Annotated in this window: 8 protein-coding genes; 2 read left to right on the top strand and 6 right to left on the bottom strand. The window is 36.6% G+C overall.

Going from position 1 to position 22599, the window contains the following annotated elements; translation table 11 throughout:
• Window positions 1–142 precede the first annotated feature (142 nt).
• Window positions 143–406: a NifU N-terminal domain-containing protein gene (locus tag KQI76_RS10100; RefSeq protein WP_216400192.1), complete on the top strand. Its 264-nt coding sequence runs from the start codon at window positions 143–145 to the stop codon at window positions 404–406.
• Window positions 407–502: 96 nt separating this feature from the next.
• On the opposite strand, the gene KQI76_RS10095 is transcribed toward KQI76_RS10100, so the two are convergent.
• Window positions 503–1351, bottom strand: coding sequence for a YitT family protein (locus tag KQI76_RS10095; protein ID WP_216400191.1), 849 nt, complete (start codon window positions 1349–1351; stop codon window positions 503–505).
• Between the two features lie 437 nt (window positions 1352–1788).
• Here KQI76_RS10095 and KQI76_RS10090 point away from each other — a divergent pair, with 437 nt between their 5' ends.
• The gene (locus KQI76_RS10090; RefSeq protein WP_216400190.1) at window positions 1789–2649 is read left to right on the top strand and encodes a DegV family protein; all 861 of its coding nucleotides are present in this window, start codon (window positions 1789–1791) and stop codon (window positions 2647–2649) included.
• 1310 nt (window positions 2650–3959) lie between these two features.
• Here the strand turns inward: KQI76_RS10090 and KQI76_RS10085 are convergent.
• The 5 genes from KQI76_RS10085 to KQI76_RS10065 form a co-directional block, all read right to left on the bottom strand.
• Entirely contained in the window at window positions 3960–5180 is a 1221-nt protein-coding gene (locus KQI76_RS10085) for a coiled-coil domain-containing protein (protein WP_216400189.1), read from the bottom strand.
• A gap of 225 nt (window positions 5181–5405) precedes the next feature.
• On the bottom strand, window positions 5406–6152 hold the full coding sequence (gene aroD, locus KQI76_RS10080; protein WP_216400188.1) for a type I 3-dehydroquinate dehydratase: 747 nt from the start codon (window positions 6150–6152) through the stop codon (window positions 5406–5408).
• Window positions 6153–6624: 472 nt separating this feature from the next.
• The gene (locus KQI76_RS10075) at window positions 6625–12891 is read right to left on the bottom strand and encodes a LamG-like jellyroll fold domain-containing protein (RefSeq protein WP_216400187.1); all 6267 of its coding nucleotides are present in this window, start codon (window positions 12889–12891) and stop codon (window positions 6625–6627) included.
• 413 nt (window positions 12892–13304) lie between these two features.
• The gene (locus KQI76_RS10070) at window positions 13305–18647 is read right to left on the bottom strand and encodes a Cna B-type domain-containing protein (protein ID WP_216400186.1); all 5343 of its coding nucleotides are present in this window, start codon (window positions 18645–18647) and stop codon (window positions 13305–13307) included.
• Window positions 18648–19403: 756 nt separating this feature from the next.
• Window positions 19404–22457: a hybrid sensor histidine kinase/response regulator gene (locus KQI76_RS10065; RefSeq protein ID WP_216400185.1), complete on the bottom strand. Its 3054-nt coding sequence runs from the start codon at window positions 22455–22457 to the stop codon at window positions 19404–19406.
• Window positions 22458–22599 lie beyond the last annotated feature (142 nt).

The raw sequence follows: 22599 nt of genomic DNA, 5'->3' as shown, positions 1-22599 counted from the left end.
TTTGTGTGTGTGGTTACCTCACTAATACCCTAAATCTAAGGGGGTGGCAAGTTTTTTAATGTTTAATGGCATGAAATCAACCAAAAATCAAGGTTTACTAAGAAACTTTTGACAATACGTAATTTATAGAGGGAGGATATCCATGACTATTATTTCTGAAGCGACACCAAATCCAAATGCTATGAAATTTATATCTGATAAACAAATTTTCCCTGGAGACGCAAGTATCTCTGTTATGCCAGGCCAAACAAGTGAATATGAGGTACTAAACCAACTTATGCAACTTAAAGAAATCGATAATGTATTTGGCTATCAATTCTTCATCACTGTAAATAAGGGGATTGATGTCGAATGGAATGAATTAATTCCAAAAGTCGAGGCAATTATGGATAGCTGTGGATATTGAGGACAAAAGGAAGGGTGAACATGTTCCCCTTCCTTTTTTGTCTTCTAGGCACAATAATTGTGATTCGAGACGTGGATTGGCAAATCGCCCCTTCAATTAATTATCTTTTCTAAAAAAGCCAAATATGCCAGCTGTTTCAACTACATTCGTAAATGCATTAGGATCTACCTCATTAATTATCCGTTCTAAATCATATAATTCATATCGTGTGATTACAATAATAAGCATAGACTTCTCTTCTTTTGAATAACCACCCCTTGCTGGTAATATCGTCATTCCACGAGCGACTTTTTTATAAATTGCGGCTTGCAATTCTTCCGTTTTTTTAGTTACAATCATAGCTGTTACCTTCTCATGTCGAGTATGAATCGTATCAATTACTCGAGTCGTAACATATAGTGCAACTAATGTATACAAGGCATTTTCTGGTTCATTAAGTAGGCCAGCTAAAACAATAATTACACCATTAATAATCATTAAATAACTTCCTATAGGCTTATCTTTAACACGGGATATAACCATTGCCAGAATATCAGAGCCCCCTGTAGACGCCCCCCATTTCAATGTGATTCCAACTCCGAATCCCCCAATAACACCACCAAACACAGCGTTTAACATAATATCATCAGAGATCGATAATACTGGAATTAACTCTAAAAAAACGGTAGTAGCAAATACAGATAATATGCTATACAAAGTAAAATGATGCCCCACCTTAAACCAGCCCAATAAAATAACTGGAATATTTAAAAGAAGAAGCCATATCCCCGTACCAATAAAGTTAATATTTAAATACTCAGAGAAAAAGCTTGCTAGTATCTGTGCCATACCTGTAAAACCACTAGCATAAACATCTGCACTAATAAAGAAAAAGTTTAATGCGATTGCATTAATTAAAGCACCAAAAATAACGATCATAACTCGTTTGGCTTCAAATAAAAACATCGATGTTCGACCTCCTATACTAATTATCCACTAAAATAATTATTCACCAATAAGAAACAACTCATTCTATCATAAAGTGAAACTTCAATCAGTGGAAGCTGAGCCTACAGGACGTAGGTCATGCTGACGTTACCACAGGACGTGGTGACCTTGGTCTGCCTTCCTTACACCACTGATTATTAGTACCACAAGGGTATGACCTAAAGGCCCTTGAACCAACCGGGCCGTTACTGTCAGTTGACCTCCCACTTACAATTCTTTGTTTTCTTCGAGCACTTGAAGTGGGAGTCCTACTGACAGTTACACTGCGGTAAAAGTTCTTAATAATCTCTTTAAAAAGTGAAATAATCTTTGACGAATACCCACGCTAACTATAAACTAGAAGTAATCATTATACAATCATTAAATAATATAAATCAATAACTGGAGGGATTTTCATGAACGTTCAAATCATCGCTGACTCTGCAAGTGATTTAACTTCTGAGGATTATGAAAAATATAATATTGAACGTGTTAGTTTAAACGTCCTTTTGGATGGAAAAAATTATTTAGACGGCCAAGAAATTTCTGCAAAAACAATCTACGATGAAATGCGAAACGGTAAAGCTCCAAAAACTTCGCAAGTTGCCCTAGAGGATTTTAAAAAAGCCTTCACCACTTATGCTAAAAAAGGGCAACCAGCTTTATATATTGCCTTTTCTTCTGAATTATCTGGAACCTATCAATCAGCAACAATTGCTGCTAAAGAGGTACAAGAATCTTATCCAGATTGGCAGTTGAAAATAATTGATACAAAATGTGCATCATTTGGTGGTGGACTCGTTGTCTTAAAAGCAGCTCAATTAGCGCAAGAAAATCGCTCTTTAGAGGAAATAACAGCAACTGCCCAATATTACGCCGATCACATGGAACATATCTTTACAGTCGAAGATCTGGAATATTTGTATCGAGGTGGACGGGTTAGTAAATCAGCCGCATTTATAGGGACCTTGTTAAAAATAAAACCAATTCTGCATGTTGATAAGGGGAGACTTGTTCCAATTGAAAAGGTTAGAGGTTCAAAAAAAGTCTTCCAACGTATGCTTGATATTATGGAAGAACGCGGAACGGATTTTAAAAATCAAACAATTGGAATTAGTCACGGTGATTCTATAGATAGAGCAAATCAGTTAGCAGAACTGATCAAGGAACGTTTTCAAGTAAAGGATATCCAAATTAGAATGGTTGGCTCGACAATTGGTGCCCATTCCGGACCTGGAACCATCGCCTTATTCTTTTCAAATTCAAAAATTCAATGATGTAAAGTAAAACTTCGTCCTTTCATATCATTCTATATCTTCCGCCAACTTTTGAAGTGAGCGCTTACGGATAAGTTAATCTGCAGTAAAATGAAACTTCAATCAGTGGGGATTGGCCAAGAGAACCTAAGTTACGCAGTCCTTACTACAGGACGTGGTAGCTTTGGTCTGCCTTCCCCTATCCCCCACTGACTGGGACTGCGGTTACTCGTCCCACCGGAAAAATTTGCGGTTACTCGTTTCACTGGAGTAATTTACGGTTACACGTCCCACCAAAAACATTTGTTAGCACCACAAGGTGATGACCTAAAGGCCTTGAACCAATCGGGCCGTTACTGTCAGTTGATCTCCCACTTACAATCTCACTTTCCTCTGAATACTTGAGGTGGGAGTCTTACTGACAGTTACACTGCGATGAAAGATGAATCACGAATTGAGTGGTTCACCTTTTATCTGTTATTCACATATTGTATTATAGCCATCCTCATATAATTATGACCCAAAAACCACTGATAAGTTCCATAAAGACATCTGTAAACAATAAATCCTTTTATATACAAATTGCCTCAAAAATCATTCCATCACTACAATTAGCTTAATCCCAGTCATCCCTTTAATAATCAATCTTTCCACATCAGCGCTTGTCTTGTGTATAAAAAAATAATAAACACACTTGGATATGAAATTACTAATATAGATAAGCCAATTCACATTCTAAATCCACGAGGGCAGTTGCTCTTTTCTTTTATTATGAAAAAAACGGATTACTATAGCTTAAAGTAAATCTTCACTCAGCAGGGGGATTTCCCTCCACTAAGTATTAGGTGAACAAATCGGATTTTTACTGACTGTTAGTCCACATTTATATCCGATCATGGTTCCTTCAATTATTGGCAGGCAGGCTACAGTTAGATAATTGCGGTAAAATCATATCCAGTATTCCAACGCATCACTTGGTAATAAAGATTAACCTTCTTTCCATATTGTTTTATCTCTATCTGCTTAAATCTTTATTTTCTTTCAACAGAGAGGATCGTGTTAATGATGCAAATTACTAAATTAATACAAAAAAAGTGGCTTCAATTATTGAATTTATTAACTGACTTCTTTTCAGATGATGAAGGATAGCTGATTTATCATCATTTAGTTTTAAATTGGGAGGGTGTGAATTTTTTTGTTCGCACAATTTAATCGGCGTACTTTTCCATTTATAAAGGTCATTCGAGCCAAAAATTATAGCATTGATAAGTTTGTTTATTAAAAAAGCTTTTACCCGACTATCGAGTAAAAGCTTTTGTTTAATTAAATGATTATTTTACAATTCGACGAACATGACCATTAAATTTATTACCCCAGTAACCACTAGTCATATCTGCAACTGCGACACCTGTCGATGATTGTGAACCAAGAAACTTCCCATTTCCAAGATAAATTCCTACGTGTCCATTTGTCTTGTATGTATCAAAGAATACGATATCACCAGGTTGCATCTCGCTTGTACTTACTTTAGTTCCTGTTCCTGATAAACCACCAGTACTTGCCGGAACGCTCACTCCGCCCTGACTGAAGGCCCATGAAACAAAGCCAGAACAATCAAATAAGCCTTTTGCGATATCTGATTGAGAACGTCCACCGCCAAACTTATACCGTGAGTTACCTTTATAACGATTACCAGCATTGATGATTGTATTTACGTTACCACTAGCTACTTTTGTTCCTTGTGTGTTTGTATTAAGTTTTGATGTCTCATTAGATGTTTCACTACTGTATTGAACAATATTTTGTTCTTCAACAGCGCGTCGGGCTTCTTCGATCATTTGTTCAAGTTCATTATCTTCTATTTCTAGTTCCTTAATTAACTTTTCACTTTTCTTCTTTTTCTTTTCTAACTTTTTCTGATTGACTTCTAATTCTTCTTTTTGATCAAGCGTTAATTCTTGAATATGTTCTAATTCAGCCTTTGTAGCTTCTAATTCTTCTAACTTCTCATCTACCAACTCTTTTTGCTCTTCAACAGTCTCTTGATCAATATACAATTGTTCTAATAAGTCTTTATCTGATTGTGTGATTCGTGTAACAAGTGAAATGCGATCAATGAAATCAGTAAAATCTTGGGCACCAAATAAAACATCGATATAACTAATTGTTCCACCATTTTTTTGTAATGCTGATGCGCGGTCTTTTAACAATTCGTGACGACGCTCGATATTATCTTGAAGATGTTCGATCTTTTCTTCTAAGTCACGAATTTCTGCTTCGCTTTCTTCAATAACATCTTCTGTTTTCGTTATTTCTGCTTCATTTGCTTCAATAACCTCATTAACGATATCGATTTCTTCTTCAAGTTCTACTAATTCTGTTTGGATTTTTTCTAAGTTCTTACGTTTTTCATTGAGCTCTGATTGTAATGCTGAGCGTTCACCCTTCAATGCTTCTTCTGTTTCAGCATTCACAACATTTGATTTAAAAGGAAATACGCACACGATTACAATTGATAACATTAAACTAACAACGGCCTTCTTCCCACTCACCTAGCCCCACACTCACTTTCCTATGTATAATTTATTACGATCTGTAAAAGCTATTATGTATTATAAATATAGACTAGTTCCTTAACCAGCAAGCCTAGTATACCATTGATAAATTTCAAGATGATGATAGAATTATTACAGTTATATTTCAATTTTGAAAATAAACCTTCTTTTTCATTACAAATCACAAAAGACGAGCCCTTGAAATGGACCCGCCTTTTGTGACTATTCTGTGAAGTTATCATGAATGACATCTAGCACTGTCGATAGAGTTCTGCTATCAATTTGGCCTGGAGCGGAAGCCACCCCTTCAGTTCCAAAAGTAATAGCCGAACCAAAAATTTCTCCAGTTAAACGTGTGACTAACCCGATCCCACCCATTGACATCGTAATAAGTGGGATTTGAATGACCTTACTCATTTTATTTGTTACATATAGTAAAGTTAATACATCTTGAGCATCTTTTGGTGTTACTGCAATTTTTGCCAGTGAAGCACCGACTAATTCCGCCTCTTTTAAGCGATTGATCATCTCTTCCTTTGCGGGTGTCTTCTCAAAGTCGTGATTAGATATAATCGTATGTATACCTTGCTGCTTAGCTTTTGCAATGAGTGGATCACGGATAATAGGGGGTTGCTTTAATTCCAGATCCACAAAATCAATTAAACCCGACATCATTGCTCTCTCGTTAATAGCAAGATAGTCCTGATCTGTTATTTCCTTTTGCCCACCTTCATTTTGTGTACGAAAAGTAAAAATCAGCGGTATCTCTTCAAGATATTGATGAATCATCTGTAACGGTTGATCAATATCTTCACTTTGAAAATAATCTACCCGCCATTCAACTAAATCAGGATTTTTATCATTTATTTCAAGCAATTGTTGTTTAATTTCAGTAATGTCACGTCCTGTTATCGGGAGACATACTTTCGGCCTCCCTTCACCAATAGTCACATTTTTTACTTTTAACATATGCGTCACCTTGACTTTATTATAATTATTTTGTTATTATATCACGTTTTTTGACTATTGGCATGTCAATTAAGGATAATCCTACTAAGTCAAAAATCAATTTTTCATGGTCTAATCAAGTATAAAAAGCAAATAATAAAGAATCCTTGGGTAAAGTAGATTGTCTTCCTCTTCTGAGACTGAGTTTTAGATATAAAAAAATAGGCTTCTATTAACTCTTATTTTCGGCCTATCGTCCATTGCTTTCCCTTCTTTGATTGGGGGAATAGATATATTCAATTCATCTCTACTAAAAATTTTAGAGAAAATACCGTAATCTTCGCTCTACACAAACATTCATCATAGAACGTAGCTGTTTTAGTCTAACATTTCAAAGACTTTTAAGAGCGAAGATTTTGATACGATATTTTCTCACTGAAGTTCCTATTTTTTATTTAATGATCAATATGGTGAAATCGATCCATTAAAAATCTTAATTACATTTCTCTTTTTGTTTTCCTATAATCCATATCCCGCTTATCATGAGCATAAGCCCAATTAGCAACACATGATAGATATTAGTCGCTGTCTTTGGTAATACATTTACTTCAGCAGACGGCTCCCTTACCTGATCATTTTTAGTTTCTGTTAGTTCTGGTTGAGGAGCTTCCTTGGATGTCTGATTAATAGATTTTTCAAAGACATTTAGTGCCTCTTCTACTTGTTTTATCATTTGATCAATTGCAAATTGTGATGCTTCTTCTGTACTGATTAATTCCTCTGCCATGTCGAAAACCTTTTGTAAGTCATCAACTGCTGATTGTGGATACTGTCCTACTTCATCTCCTACCTTTACATTTTCTAGTATATTTCGGATTTTTTTAAGTAATCGCTCTAATTCTTTGGTATCAATTATTGGTTTTACCTGCTCTAAACTTTCGATGGCTTCTGCCAGAGCTTCAAGAGCTTCATCCAGCTCTGCTTGGGTCACCTCTTCATCTGCTAGAAGGGACTCAGCGTTGCTGATCGCTTTTTCTAGGACCTCAAGCGAAGCTTCTGTATAGGATGTTCCATCTTCTATATATTCTCTCGCAATCGCCAGGAGTTCTTCCAATGCACTTGGATCAACTTCTTCTACTGGCTCTAGCTCCTCTAAATTTTCGATGGCTTCTGTCAGAGCTTCAAGAGCTTCGTCCAGCTCTGCTTGCGTCACCTCTTCATCTGCTAGAAGAGACTCAGCATTGCTGATCGCTTTTTCTAAGACCTCAAGCGAAGCTTCTGTATAGGATGTTCCATCTTCTATATATTCTCTCGCAATCGCCAGGAGCTCTTCCAATGCACTTGGATCAACTTCTTCTACTGGCTCTAGCTCTTCTAGATGTTCGATGGCTTCTGCCAGAGCTTCAATAGCTTCATCCAGCTCTGCTTGCGTCACCTCTTCATCTGCTAGAAGAGACTCGGCATTACTGATCGCCTTTTCTAAGACCTCAAGTGAAGCTTCTGTATAGGATGTTCCATCTTCTAAATATGCTTTCGCAATCTCTAGGAGCTCTTCCAATGCACTTGGATCGACTTCTTCTACTGGCTCTAGCTCTTCTAAATTATCAATAGCTTCTGTCAGAGCTTCAAGGGCCTCGTCCAGCTCTGCTTGGGTCACCTCTTCATCTGCTAGAATGGACTCGGCATTACTGATCGCTTTTTCTAAGACCTCAAGCGAAGCTTCTGTATAGGATGTTCCATCTTCTAAATACTCTTTCGCAGTCGCCAGTAACTCCTCTAATGCACTTGGATCAACTTCTTCTACTGGCTCTAGCTCTTCTAGATTTTCGATGGCTTCTGTCAGAGCTTCAAGAGCTTCATCCAGCTCTGCTTGGGTCACTTCTTCATCTGCTAGAAGGGACTCGGCATTGCTGATCGCTTTTTCTAAGACCTCAAGCGAAGCTTCTGTATAGGATGTTTCATCTTCTAAATATGCTTTCGCAGTCGCCAGTAACTCCTCTAATGCACTTGGATCAACTTCTTCTACTGGCTCTAGCTCTTCTAGATTTTCGATGGCTTCTAATAAGACATTTGCTGCATGATCAATCGCTTCCTGTGTTAAATCTCCTTGATAGACTTTTTCTGCATCTTCGATCGCTTGAATAAGCTGTTCTTTGCTCTCTTCTGAATAATCACCTTCATTCAGCTTCTTGTTTGCAGCGTTCATTAAGAAATCAAGAAGTGATGTATCTACATTTAGCCATTCATTATTGTAAATATCCTCAATTTCATCAGAATTGAGTGCGTATCCGAAAATGGAGAACTCATCAATCATCCCATTAAACAACGGATCAGGGTACATACTATTACCGATATAATTAATTTTAGGTTTAAAGTCGCTCGGTTTGATCGTCACATCCTCAGCAACCGCAACCTCCTCACCATCGACATAAAGAATGGCTGTATCATTTCCTAGCGTAATGGCTACGTGTACCCATTCATCTATCGGTAAAGAAGCTGTCTCTACAAATTGCTCACTACCACCGTTTTTTATCGCAAAACGAAGGGTGTGATCGCCCGAACTTGGAGTTAAAAATAAATATTGATCTTGATTGTTACCAAAGTCAAATATACGTTGCCATTGATTTCCTCCCCGCCATTTCACCCAAGTTGCCACGGTGATTTCATCATAATTTGAAAGAGAATGATTTTCAGGAAGTGTAATAAAATGATCGCGTCCATTCAAATCAATAGCTTCTCCTACCTTCCCTTCTTTGTATTCTGGTTCACCTTCAACTTCACCATGGAAAAAGCCATCCGAACTATCTGCATTCCCCTCAAATGAATAGATAGAATATGACCTTTGAGTGAGTAATGACTTCGCCTCATATAGCATGAGTGCAAGTTCCGTTTCAGAATAATCTGGATGATCTATGTTATCCCTCACAAATTGTACTTTTTCCATAAACTGATAATAGCCTAATCTTGAATAGTCTTCATAGTCCAAATTATCGGCTTTTTCTAAAGCAACATCAATGGAATCAATCACAAATACGGAGGAACCATCAAATGTCTTATTGATCATTGGACCATTATCAGCAGTTATCGAGAACTCTACATCTCCAACTGTATAGTTATCAACATCTATAGTATATTTTGCTAACCAATTTCTTTTATCTTCTGAAGTTACCTCCACTTCTTCCTCTCCAAAAAATACTTGGGCATTTTTCAGTTCATCATCTGTCGTAAACATTAATGATACAGTATCCCCTGGTAATGCAATAGATGGATTGTCCGGGTTATCTGATTGAATTGAAACATCATGAATTGACACAAAATCCTCTATATGTGATTCACCATGAAATCTTACTTCTGACATGTTTCCAAACCAGTTATGCCAGTTATAAATACGAATATAACGATAGGCTTCCTCACTGTGTATTTCTAGAGACTGCCATCCTAGTGTAGAACCAGCTTCATTTGAGATCGTCGTCCATTCCTCGCCATCATGGGAACCTTGAATGACGGTACCCCCTATTCGATGATAGTAACCATCCTGTCTCGGCAGTAACTCTACCCTTGTTAATTTTGCATAACCACCTTCTTTAAAATCAAAAGCAACCCAACCGCCACTTCCGCTTCCATTAACTCGATAATCAGTGATTGTCCCAGGATCATCATCAAATAACAGACTCGCTGTCATCCTAGCATCTTCCGGAGACCTGCCACTCGAATCAGTTATGTCAGTCGAATCAATTATATATCTAATCAAATCACTTTCATCAGCAAGATATAAGACTGAATCATCTGTAGTAAATATGGTCTCTTCGGCATCGATCCCTTCATTTGTTTTGTAATTAATACTAAAACGGACATCACCAGGAGTGGTATTAGCTCCCATCACCGCTTCTGCCTTCCAATTCAAACCATCGTTTGATTTGACACTAGCAGCTTTTCCTTGAATCATGACATTGACATCATTAATTTTTTCTGTTGATTTAAATGATAATTCGACAGTATCACCTATAACGATCCGATTCTGCTTGCTCTGCGCAGAACTGATGGATACTGCTGAAAGTTTATTTACCGTTTCATGGCGCTCACCAAATATTCTAAGCTCAGATAATTCAAGCATAGGATTTCCGCCTGGTGGATTAACCATTTCTATTTTTAAAAACCGATATTGTTCATTTTTTAATTCATCGTCAACTGCTAGAGTCTGCATTTCCGATGAAACTTCTGTTGTATCTGGTGTCAACCTTGTCCAGTTCTCTTTATCATTTGAGCCAAATACAGCCACGCCCCCGATACGGTCAGGGAAACCAGCTCTAACTTGCATTTGAAAGGAATCAGCCGAAATCTTATAACTTGGGCCAAAATCCATATAATATTTCAAGTTATCTGCTAGATAATAGCCTGCAAATGAATCTGGTTTACCATCTAATAGATTAATTAATTGATCACCAAAAGTAGATGAAACTAGCATACGACTATAGTCTATACTTCCATCTTGCAATAATGGTGTTAGTTTTTGGAGACCTTCGACGGCTTGATTTAAGTCTTCAAGTTTCTGATAAAAAACAGTATCTGATGCGCTTTCAATCACACTGACTGTCTCATCATATGCCTGCTTATATCTTTTCAAGGTATCATCGATATATTTTATCTCTTCATCATAAGGCTCAATGACAGCCTTAATTGCTGATTCTCGGTCATCCGTTACAATAAGCTCCACTTCTCTGGCTACAAGCGTCGTTTCATCTGATGCACTAACAACGGTAGAAAATCTTCCAGTTCTATCAGGATTCCAAGAAAACATCCCGCTATCTTCATTAAATTCTGCCCCGTCTGGCTTATGATCCATCTGGTATGATATATTTCTAGATGCTTCATCATGAACAGAAAAGTCATATTCTATTAGCGCATCTCCACCAACATAACCAAACAATTTCAGTGGGGATTGGCCATTCTTAAACTCTAATGGTGTCAACTGACTATCCGCTGCTATATTAATATGATCAATATCAACAGTGGCCCCTTCATTACCCTGGATCGTTAAATAAACAAGATCACCAAAAAACTGAAAATCATTTAATTCATATAATACATATTTCCATTGCCCTCCTGTATCAGGCAAAACAAAACTTGCTTCCCTTCCTAAATTGATCGTCGCTGTGACGGTATCATCCGTTCGAACATGAAGACCAATTGTTCTTGCCCCATTCCCAGAGGCTACTAGTGCTAATTTACTTCCTTTTTCTGTAGCATTAACTCTAACAAAGGATCGATCTTCTTCTTGTTCGGTCCAGGAATGCTCATCAAGACTTGTATATCTTAGCTCGATTTCAATCAAATCTGAATTTGGGGATACTTTAGGTAAAAGTTCCTCCCCCTCTTCTTTTGCTTCTTCAGGTATATATAGCCAATAATCGGCGCCACCGTCAGGAGATTCCCACCAAAAGGGGTGTCTCTTCTTAAACATTTCAGTAAAATAGGGTGCCTCTTCTTCCATGTCAAGACCTTCAACGTATTTATAGTAATAATAGTGACCATACACATTACCACCGATTCTACCTCGATAGGCCTCCGATAATTGATGATATATAACGTTTGGATTCCCATCAGGGTCCATATAGGCCGCAAGTGGAGTCCAAGGTGTATCATAACCTAACATAAATCTAGCAAAATAATCTGAACCTTTTAAAATTCTTTGATCAAGAAAATTATATGGATTGACAGCATCAGCAGCTGTTGATGCCTCTCCTGTAACTGGATCAACCTTTGTATCTTGAGCAAGCAACATCCGAGCTAAATATTCAACGTTAGTGACATCCCCAGCTGAATGAGCTTGATCCCTCCCCATTTCTGCAATTTGTACACGGGGCTGATCTAATTTTTCTCCTGTCACAATGTTTGTGTCAACAAGTCTAAATAACTGTTTTATTGCACCATTTCTTCCTTGATCTACTGCGCCCTTATTAACTGTAAACCATTCCACTCCTTCTTCGTATCGGTCTTGGTTATCAGTAAATATATAACCCGACATCGCCCCAATCAAAGGATACAAGTGTTGATTCATAAAATAATGCGGGCTATATTGGAAGGTATCAATAGCCGGCATAATTAGATTGTTTGAAAAATCCTCTGTGTCTTTATCTGTCCATTCAAGTTCTTTATTTTGGGTACTTGAATATCTAAGTATTTCTGCAGCTGAAACCATTCGAAATAATGGGATACCAGAATGAATATGTGCATCATTATAATAGACATATTTATCGGGATCCATTTGTGACCAAATTCGAATGATATGCATAGCATTTGCTCGATATATTTCATCACCTGTTACAATATATAAAATTGATTGCGTATAAGCTTTTAATGCATCGTCAATAAACCGCGACTGAAAACCTTGACTGTTAAAGGCATCTGAGGCAGGTTTTGTCGGATCTTCTCCACTTTGATTACTCGACCTAACATCCTTTGATGCCGTAGGTGATAACAACATCTGATTAAAATAAGTATTCCAAGGTTCCTCTTGGTTTCTTAACTGTTCTCTGATATTTTCAAGATGTTCTTTAGTTAGTCCAACTCCGGGATGTGTAAAACCGCTGTCACTAATTATTTCAGTTATTTCTGGCTCATATTCAGTCATCAGTGATTGAACTGACTCCTCCGCCATTGTCGGTATGGGAAATAGTAATATTGTGAAGCAAAAAATAGCAACTAAAAATACTAAGAAATTAACTCGATGTTGCAAAATATCATTTACCCTACTCCTCATTAAATCCATCCCTTTCTTTAAAATTTGATTTAATCAATCATTAAACTCCAATAGATTTAGCACCACCCCCGAATGAATACGCTTACATTTTGATAGAAGTTTATAAGTTTTATTTTATCAGTTAAATAAATAACTTAAATTGCAATAATTATATTTTAGTATACATATTTAGTTACTTATTAAATATTTTAGTATGTATTTTTTACATTGGTCACTTATTTTTACTTTTTCTCCCTTATCATTAAATAGCAAGCTCTGTGTCTATTTCTTTTTGTAGCTATATAAATCACCACTTGTTTTTTTCCTCCTAGATGGTGGGCCTATAATCTTCAAAAAATATAGCGTTAGTGAGTTTGGATACTTTACTCACCAACGCTATATATGAAATAAGAGTTACCTATTTTAATTTATGCTTAGATTTCTTGTTTTTTTCTTCGGTAGATGATTAGGATCAACGCAGTACCAGAAATGACTAAGCCAAAACCTATTCCTAATAAATTAAACAGATTTGTTGCTGTTTTAGGAAGATTGCCACCGTCTAATGGCGCTTCGTTTCCACTAGTTGAATCTTCCGTATCATCACTTGGTGTTTCTGGATCTTCAGTTGGATTATCAGGTTCTTCTGGTTCTTCAGTTGGGTTATCAGGTTCTTCTGGATCTTCAGGCTCAATTGGTTGGTGTGTGTTTGTAATGACAAAGCCATCACCACTTGTTCCCGTTATCTCCGTTTGATACCCTTCAACCGATACTTCTTCAATTGTATATTCAATCAAATGACCACTTTGGTGTGTATCTAAATCAGTAAAATCACCCTGCCAATTATTAGCTGCGGTTAATACTAACTCTAGATCTGTTTTCTCACCATTTGCAAGCAGTATGACAGTGATACTGTCTGGTCGTATTCCATCCTTGTCATTTTGATCATCCCATGTTTTAACTACATTAATATTCGTCTTTCCTGGGGTGTAGCTATTTGTAATATGAAAACCATCAATGACCGCTGAATAATCTTCTACCATATCTTCTTGAATTGTATAGTTGATTTCTTCACCATGAGCATACTTAGGTAAGTTCGTAAATTCAAACTGCCAGTCCGTCTTATCTGTCACTTCTACAAAATTAACTTCCTCACCATCTGCTAGTAAACGGATAATGATCGACTCTGGACGTTTTCCATCTTGGTTATCAGCATCATCCCAAGTTTTACTTCCTTCAATATCAAGAACTTCAGGAGTGTAACTATTGATTATATCGTAACCGTCATATGTCACTTCATACCCTTCGACAGCTTCTTCTTCAACTGTATAATCAATCTCTTCGCCCGCTTCAAATTTTGGCAGATCTTCGAAGGCATAAGCCCAATCCTCGTCTGCTGTGACTACTTGTTTGTCAATTTCCTGACCGTTTGCCAATAAGTTCACTGTAATTGAATCTGGTCGAATACCATCTTGGTCATCAGCATCATCCCAGATTTTTTCTCCTGCAATTTGGATCACTTCTGGCGTGTAGATGTTAGTTATAATGAAGCTATTTTCAACGTCTCCATCAATAACACTATTGTATCCCTCTGGAACATTGGCCTCTTTAATCGTATAGACGATCTCTTCCCCATCATCATTAAATTTTGGTAGATTAACAAACTCACCTTGCCAATTATTATTAGCATCTAAAACTAAGTTATCGATCTCTGTTGTATCACCATTTGCAAATAATTCAACTTCAATTGATTCTGGGCGAATGCCGTCTTGATTATTCCCATCTTCCCAAACCTTTTCAACAGAGACATCAAGTAGTGGGGTTACAAATGAATTTGTGATAGTCAATTCATCGTCTGAGATCGTTTTTTCATAATTCTCTGGAACTTCTACTTCATCAATCGTATATTGATATTGATTTCCGTCAATATCTGTTCGGTCTAAGTCGGTCCAAGTATATTCCCATGGCGTTTCTTCTGTACCATCTAAAGTCACTGGTTGACCAAACTGCTCCCCATCTCTGTATAGTTGAAGCTCAATTGATGGTTTTGGTCCGCCTTCCCATACTTTTCTACCCGTAATATCTATCTTTTCCTTCGTATTCTGAAACTCTACGATTATTAGATTGTCACGATTGTTACTGTATGCTTTATTTACTTCAACCTCAATCGTTTCCTCAGATAAAACATAGCCTTCTGGTGACACGACTTCTGTAAGATAGTAGGTTCTGAGTGGCAAGTTTCCTATTTCAAGCACCCCATCTTCTGTTGTGAATGGGATAACATGACCTTCTCCATCAACCTGTGTATATTGAACCCTTTCTCCATTTAAGTCATAAAATAATTCAAAAACCGCTTCATTTGTAATAATTTCCTCTGTTTCTGAATCTACCTTAGTTATGCTTAAGGCTCCTCTGTTTGGTCGCCATTGTCCACCTGCGTTCGAGAATTGTCTTGCAGATAATCTATCAGACTCTTTAACTTGATTCTCGATTCCTTCCCCTACTAATGAAATTCTATTACCAATCATACCATCTGTTTCAGTAACGACCGTTGTATACCGTATAATTAATGTATCTTCCAAATCATCTACAAAACGGATGACTAAGTTTGTTTCACCAGTAGACTCGCCATTGTCATCAATAACTTCTACAGTCTCAAAGCTATAATCCGTTCCTTCTATTAAAGGATGATCTTGATCTTGTACCTTATAAATATTGAGACTATCTTCTAAATAAACATGCCCCGAACTGATCGTATCTGTAATCACTGCATTCTGAACGATTGATAGACTCTCATTAACTGTAACTTCCCAATCTACTTCATCACCTGTGAATACTTGATTACCCTCTAGACCGATCGCCCCTTTTTCTAAATAGTTATCGTACTTATTATAATTTAGCGTAGAGCTGTAAGGATATTCGTCATCACCTACTTGAACAATCGCATTGTTAGTATAGGTTTGTTCTGAGATATTTGCTACAGATGTGGTAAATTCAATCACATATCTTTCATCGACTACAAAGCCTTCCGCGAAAGTTAAAGTTAATTGACGATCATTAACCTCAACTGAATAATTAATCGGATCTAGTACAGTGTCTGTAATTGTTGTTTGCCCATTAGCATCCACATCATAAACCGATACTTTAAGACTAAGCTCATCAATATCTCCCTCATAAGCTAAGGTATCCGTTATGATCACATTTTCTCCAAGGTTTTGCTTTTGATAGTTTGTATATAGCTGCCAAGCGATTCTTCTTTCACTACCACTTACCCAGCCATCTTCTTGATTCCCTTCATCATCAAAGTGAATAAATTGGCCTTCTTTTTTACCACTGTTCCAGGCATCTTCTCTGATCGTTGTATTAGCATCCCGTGTTTCATCGATTGGATTATCATTTATTGTTTCCCCTTCAAAGTCAGCACGATTTTTATATATTCTAACTTGCCAATCATCAGATATATAAGAATCTGGAGTATTGCCATCAACTAACGCTTGAGGATTATAAGACGTTTGATAATCAATAACTACTTGCCCGTGATCAAGGGGTAGGACATTTTCTAGAAATGTGATAGAAAAGCCTTTATGGTAACCTGTTTCACCATCTTCTGTTCTTGGTGCAAGCGTATAATCACTACCTTCTACAAACGTCTTATCCCCTTGCTTTACCTCTACTGAATCCGGTAATAAAATTAATCCTTTATTAGGGAATGTGTCTTCTATCTTAAGCGAGGCAATCGCTTCTCTTTTCGGATTAACCGTTAGTTGCCAGTCAATTGTATTGGTACTGTAGTCGATCCCTTTATAACTCTTATTGTAAGAGTTACCTTCTGGTCTTACGATAGCCTGGTCACTTTCCCCATCTTCATCAATGCCTTCACCTATCATGCCAACCTCGTTTTTAAAGTCATTGATCGTAAAATCAGTAATTTCAGTTGTATACTCCACTTTCAATTGTTTTGTACCTATGTCTCCTAAGTCAATGATCAATTCCGTACCACCATTGGCATTAGGTTCCAGTTTAATATCTACAGGACTGAAAGGATTACCCTCTTGATCTAGAATAACAATATCGTCTTCACTTATTTTTAAACCTTTAGGGATTAAATCCGTTAACACAACATTCCCAATCTCGTGTCCTGCTTCATTGACATGAATTGTCCAGATAAGCTCTTTGTTGTCATAGTCTACGGTTGACTTCCCTTCTTTGCGAAGAATAGGTTTTCTTACAATATTAACGTTTGCATCATCTTCATTAAATTTCTTATCACCATCATATAAGGTTGCCTCATTTAGAAAAGCATTCTCTTTAAGATAGTCGCCATCATTTACTTTTGACCAATCAACATCTGTTTTATATCTAATCTCATATTCATCCATTGTTTCTAATTTCCCAAGTGTAATCGGGAATTGAGTGGCATCAATTGTTTCATCTAAAACAGGTTGACCATTTTCAATTTTATAAATTTCTATCGAACCATCTACAACAGTTAATCCCGTTGGCAATTCATCATCAATAATTGCATTTTCAATATATTGACCATTTTTATTGATCGACAATCTCCACTCAATTTCATTAACGCCAGATTGCCAACCATTTTTTTCGATTATATTACTCCTTGTTAGACCATCGACTGTCGCTTCTGCTGTTATACTTGTTTCACCATATTCAAAGCTTGCATCATTAGTAAATGACGTCTTTGTGTTATCTTCAATTGGCGTTGTATACTGGATCTGATAGCCTTTAAACGGAGCAATTGTCCCTAAATCAAGCGGAAATTCAGTTGGATTTAGAGATGATGTGACATCCGCACCTATTCTTGTATCCCCATCATAACCGACGCTTAATTCATGAATAACAAAATCTCTTGCCTCTCCTAATCCCTCAGGAATAATATCTGCTAATGTTGCACCACTTATTTCCTCATCATTAGTATTGATTACGTCTATCGTCCAGGTAATTTCTTTTGCATCGTGTTGTTTATCAGGATGCCCTTCCTTTTTAATCCCACTATGTTCTAATTTCGGTCTTGCGACAACCGTGATATTGCTTTCAAGATCATCATTGAATGGGATTTTTTGTTCAATATTTTCTCTGAATTTTTCAAGATTAAACTCTAAATTAAGGTTTACAAATCCATTTTGGACATGATCATTTTCAATTTCTTCATTAAAAATAAATTTTAAAATACCATTTTCAATCGTATAAGTTCCAACCACAACCCCATCAACAAAAATATCTTGTGGTTGCGTTGTAATCTTTATGAAAGCATCTGAAAGGGAAATTTCTGCCGTATCACCAGCCCGTGCATCTAGTTCCTCCGTATGCCAAGTAAAGCCAAGTTCAGCCAAGGTACCGTCTGTTAAATCAATCACGTCACCATTGTTGATTCTTTCATTATTGATTTCAAGATATTCAAAACTAAAGATATTACCTAATTCTTTGTGAACACTAATGTCAAATGTCTCGACTTCTTCCGTTTTACTCTTCGTATTTACCCCACTATCAGTTTCTTCTTCACCAGGCTCATTAGTTTCTACTTGAGTAACTTCTTCGACTTGATCATCTGTTTCATCAAATTCATCGGCATTATAAATGCTAGATTCATCTGATTCTTCAAGATCCTCTAAATCTTGACCTGCCTCTTCAACTAATACATGGCTATTTGTTTGACTGTCTTCTAGTCCTTCGGCACTTCCTTGAACAATAAAAGTAGAGCTACTCGCCACAGGTTGAAAAGTTAACAAAAGCACAAATAAAATATTGAGCAACTTCTTCACAACTAACACCCTCCCTATTATTAATAATAAAATGAAACTTCAATCAGTGGAGGTTGGGCCTACAGGACCTGGTGGTTTTTAGTCTGCCTTCCCTTATCCTCCACTGAGTGTTAGATAAATCAATCAAGTTTTTATCGACTCTTGATCCCACATTTATCATCTGGTGATTTCCCTTGTATGATTGAAATGGAGATCCCACAGTTAGTTAATCTAGAATGGAATTATATATGATATGTTATTCCTCCCCTTAACCGTTAACTTATAGATATCCTGAAAATATCCATTTTAGTATTATCATTAGATAATAATGATTATTGCTTTACAACCCGATTATAATTGATTAAAACAGCAGAATGAATGATTGATATCTGTACAATTCCTGTACAACTTTATAATTGTTAAGCATGATAAGGTGAATGAACTTCAAAAAAATAGCCCTCTATTTATAACGAGGCCACCGAAAAAGTAAAAACGCAACTTAGATCTGTAAAGTCAGATCTAGGTTGCTTTTTTTGTTGTATACTATGTATGATAGGTCATTTAAATATTTTCTCGAAATGGCAGATGTTGCGGAGTCTTCGGGTCTAATTGGCATGGAGTTACAAGGAGCCATGACTATTTTACAGTGAATATAAAAAGAAGATTAAAGTTGATGAGTTAAAACAGGGGGGATACCCTCCTGCTTATAAACAGAAAAAACTTTATTCTATGGATGAACTACTTCTCCACAGAATAAAGTTTAAGTTATTATTTCAGCTATTCATTTTTAGATAGATCAATTTCAAAAGAAACACTCGTCCCCTGACCAGGTAAACTGATAATTGTTAATCCCTTTCCATAGCATTGAATGAGTCGTTGTTCAACATTTAATAATCCCACACCTGATTGACTTTCAAATGGCCCTTTTAAAAGGTTAGCCAGCCTTGTTTCTTCTATTCCAACCCCGTCATCTTCAACCGTAATCGTCGCTTTTGAATGTATTAAATCCTTAACCAATCTAATCGTGACCGTTCCTTTACCTTCTCTTTGTCTAATCCCATGCAAAACCGCATTTTCTACTAATGGTTGAATCGATAAAAATGGAACGACGATCTCATCATGTTCTTCTAGTTCCCATTTCACTTCTAGCAGATCTTGAAAACGGACTTGTTCTATATATAAATAGGATCGCACAGTGTTTAGTTCTTCTTCAAGTGGAATTAATGTCTTCATTTGATGAAATTGAAATTTACTCCTTAGGAAAATCCCCAATTGGTCTAACATTTTTCTCATTTCTTCTATATTAAATTCACTTAGTGCCTTTATTGAATTAAGTGTATTAAATAAGAAGTGTGGTTGTATTTGTGCTTGTAGCCAGGAAGTTTCTAACTGAATTTGTTGCTGGGCGACACGCTTTAGCGTGATCAAAGAATCCAAACGAGCCTTTAATTCTGACGGTTCCACTGGATTTGTTACATAATCATTTGCACCAGCAGTAAAGCAAGCTTCTACATCTAAATTTCCACTGGTTAATAACAAGATTGGAAGATCAGTCAAAGAATATCTCTCGCGAATTTTTCTCGTGAGTTGATAACCTGATACTTTAGGCATCATAACATCAGAGATAACGATATCCCATTCTTCTTGTTTTAGTTTTTTCAAAGCCTGATCAGCATTCGAAACGAATACAACCTTATATTTATCAGGTGACAGGATAGCCTGGAGTGTTGATAGACTTGTCAGGTTATCATCTACCACTAAAATAGCTGGAAGTTGATTATTGTTTAATGACGGTGACTCAACTTGCTCTGGTTTCCCAATCTCATAAGATACCGATGGCTTCTCATTAGGTAATTTAATATCTGGATGTGCAGAAGCTAATGCTAAAGTAAAGGTAAAGGTTGTTTTATTTTGCTCCTCTGATGTGACACGGATTGTTCCACCATGAAGCTCTACTAATTGTTTAGCGATACTCAAGCCTAATCCAAATCCACCTCCTAATTCTGAAAAATCTCCTTGTTGATAAGGAAGAAATAATCTTTCTTTCATTTCCGGGCTGATCCGATGCCCAGTATTTGTAACATGAATTTCAGCAATCTCCTTCTCCACTGAAGCTGAAATCACGATCAACCCTTGATCTGTGTATTGAATCGCATTTTTGACTAGGTTAAACAAAATTTGCGTTACACGGTTTTCATCTGCATAAACAGCAGGGAATTCTTTTGAAATTTGATTGATGATTTGAAGTTCTTTCACATTTGAGGAGAATTGTAATAAATCAATCACCCCAATCACAATGGGCTCCAATGCGATCACTTGTTTATCCAACTTCAGTTTACCATGCTGTAATTGTTTAGCTTCTAATAAATCCGTTAGAAGAAGGTTCATTCTCCTGCCTACATCCAAGATCGTATGTATTTCATTTATACTTTGCACTGATAGAGTTGCTTTTTCTCTTTCTAGAACAGCTTTAGATAATAATAATATACTATTTAAAGGATTACGAAATTCATGTGCTGTATTCGCCAAAAATTGATCCTTCTCTTGATTAATCCGCTCTAGGTTAATAGCTAGCATTTTTGTCTCTTTATGCATGTCAGCATACTGTTTAAACCAAACAGTTACAAAGCAGATTAGAGCAATCAAAAGATCGAATGGATAATAAGGCAGATACATCCCTCTTGCTCTCCATAGGTTCGCCCAAATAACATGATGAATGGAAGCAACAAAACTAAGTACCAAAAATAAATTTTGCTCTGCCGATTGATGATAAGTTCTAGCAACTGCTAATAACGCAATGATAAAGGGAATAGAACCAATCAAAAGATACGCAGGAAGGATGAAAATAACCTGTGCTGTAGATATAATTAGCGGCAAAAAGGCTAAAACAAAGACACTCCATCGATAATAGGGAAAGAGCTTATTCCAAATCCGCGGCTTACGATGATCTGTACATTGCAGAAATACATAACCAGTGATTAAACACAGAGTAAATAACAAGCGCATCGTCCAGTCGCTATCTATGTATATTAATTGATGCAATAATTTATCTTTGCTTGTCAACAGAAAAATGATCGTGAACAGAAAGGTTAGCAAAGAAAAATAAAGTAATTGTTTATTGCGATCCCTGATAAAGTATAGGATTAATGTGTAAATAGAGTGGAGTAAAAGAAGGACGATCATCGTAATTTGAATATAAATAGAGAACTGTACTTCATTTGTAACCGCCTGTCTTGTACCAAATCTAATCGCACGGATAATGCCACTATCCCAATTTCTTAAATTTTTATAGTTTGCAACATGAATAACAATGTCAATTAAACCGTCTTCATCTGATGTAAAGAAAACGCTTTGAGGTAAATTCTTAGCAACATACTGTTCTTGGGTTGTAGCCACTTCTCCTGATGTTGATAAACGCCGTCCATTTACATAAATCTCAGAAGAACTACGAATGCTGGGTACATACAAACTATACTCTTTGTCTGGATCCGGACTAACCCTTATTTTTAAACGATATGTCCCATAACCTGTCGAGGAATTTAACAAGCGATTCCAACCATTAGGTAAGATAATTGTTTCAGGAGAAACATCCGATTTCTCCTCACCATCGATTAGAAACATTGAGGGGTAAAAATCCCACTCACCATCAAGTACAAGTGTTTCTCGGTCACTAAATTGCCAAGACTGTAAGTTAAGTTCACCACTTTCAATATCCGCTTGTAAATGATTATCAAATATACCCGACCAAATAAAGCGAAAACTAGACAAACAAATGATAAATAGGAGTAGGAGTATTCCTAAACAATAATAACTCCTTTTTATTAATTTCATTTTCATCCTCCCCTCACCAAAAACGTATTGTCAAAAGTTTCTTAGTAAACCTTGATTTTTGGTTGATTTCATGCCATTAAACATTAAAAAACTTGCCACCCCCTTAGATTTAGGGTATTAGTGAGGTAACCACACACACAAA

It is taken from the genome of Amphibacillus sp. MSJ-3 (assembly GCF_018919165.1).
GTDB lineage: Bacteria > Bacillota > Bacilli > Bacillales > Amphibacillaceae > Amphibacillus.
This window is presented reverse-complemented; position numbering and strand designations above follow the sequence as displayed.

What these genes read in the sequence shown, in the direction of transcription:
- KQI76_RS10100 (WP_216400192.1), top strand. Translation starts at nt 143, where the DNA reads ATGACTATTATTTCTGAAGCGACACCAAATCCAAATGCTATGAAATTT.
- KQI76_RS10095 (WP_216400191.1), bottom strand. Translation starts at nt 1,351, where the DNA reads ATGTTTTTATTTGAAGCCAAACGAGTTATGATCGTTATTTTTGGTGCT.
- KQI76_RS10090 (WP_216400190.1), top strand. Translation starts at nt 1,789, where the DNA reads ATGAACGTTCAAATCATCGCTGACTCTGCAAGTGATTTAACTTCTGAG.
- aroD (WP_216400188.1), bottom strand. Translation starts at nt 6,152, where the DNA reads ATGTTAAAAGTAAAAAATGTGACTATTGGTGAAGGGAGGCCGAAAGTA.
- KQI76_RS10075 (WP_216400187.1), bottom strand. Translation starts at nt 12,891, where the DNA reads ATGAGGAGTAGGGTAAATGATATTTTGCAACATCGAGTTAATTTCTTA.
- KQI76_RS10065 (WP_216400185.1), bottom strand. Translation starts at nt 22,457, where the DNA reads ATGAAATTAATAAAAAGGAGTTATTATTGTTTAGGAATACTCCTACTC.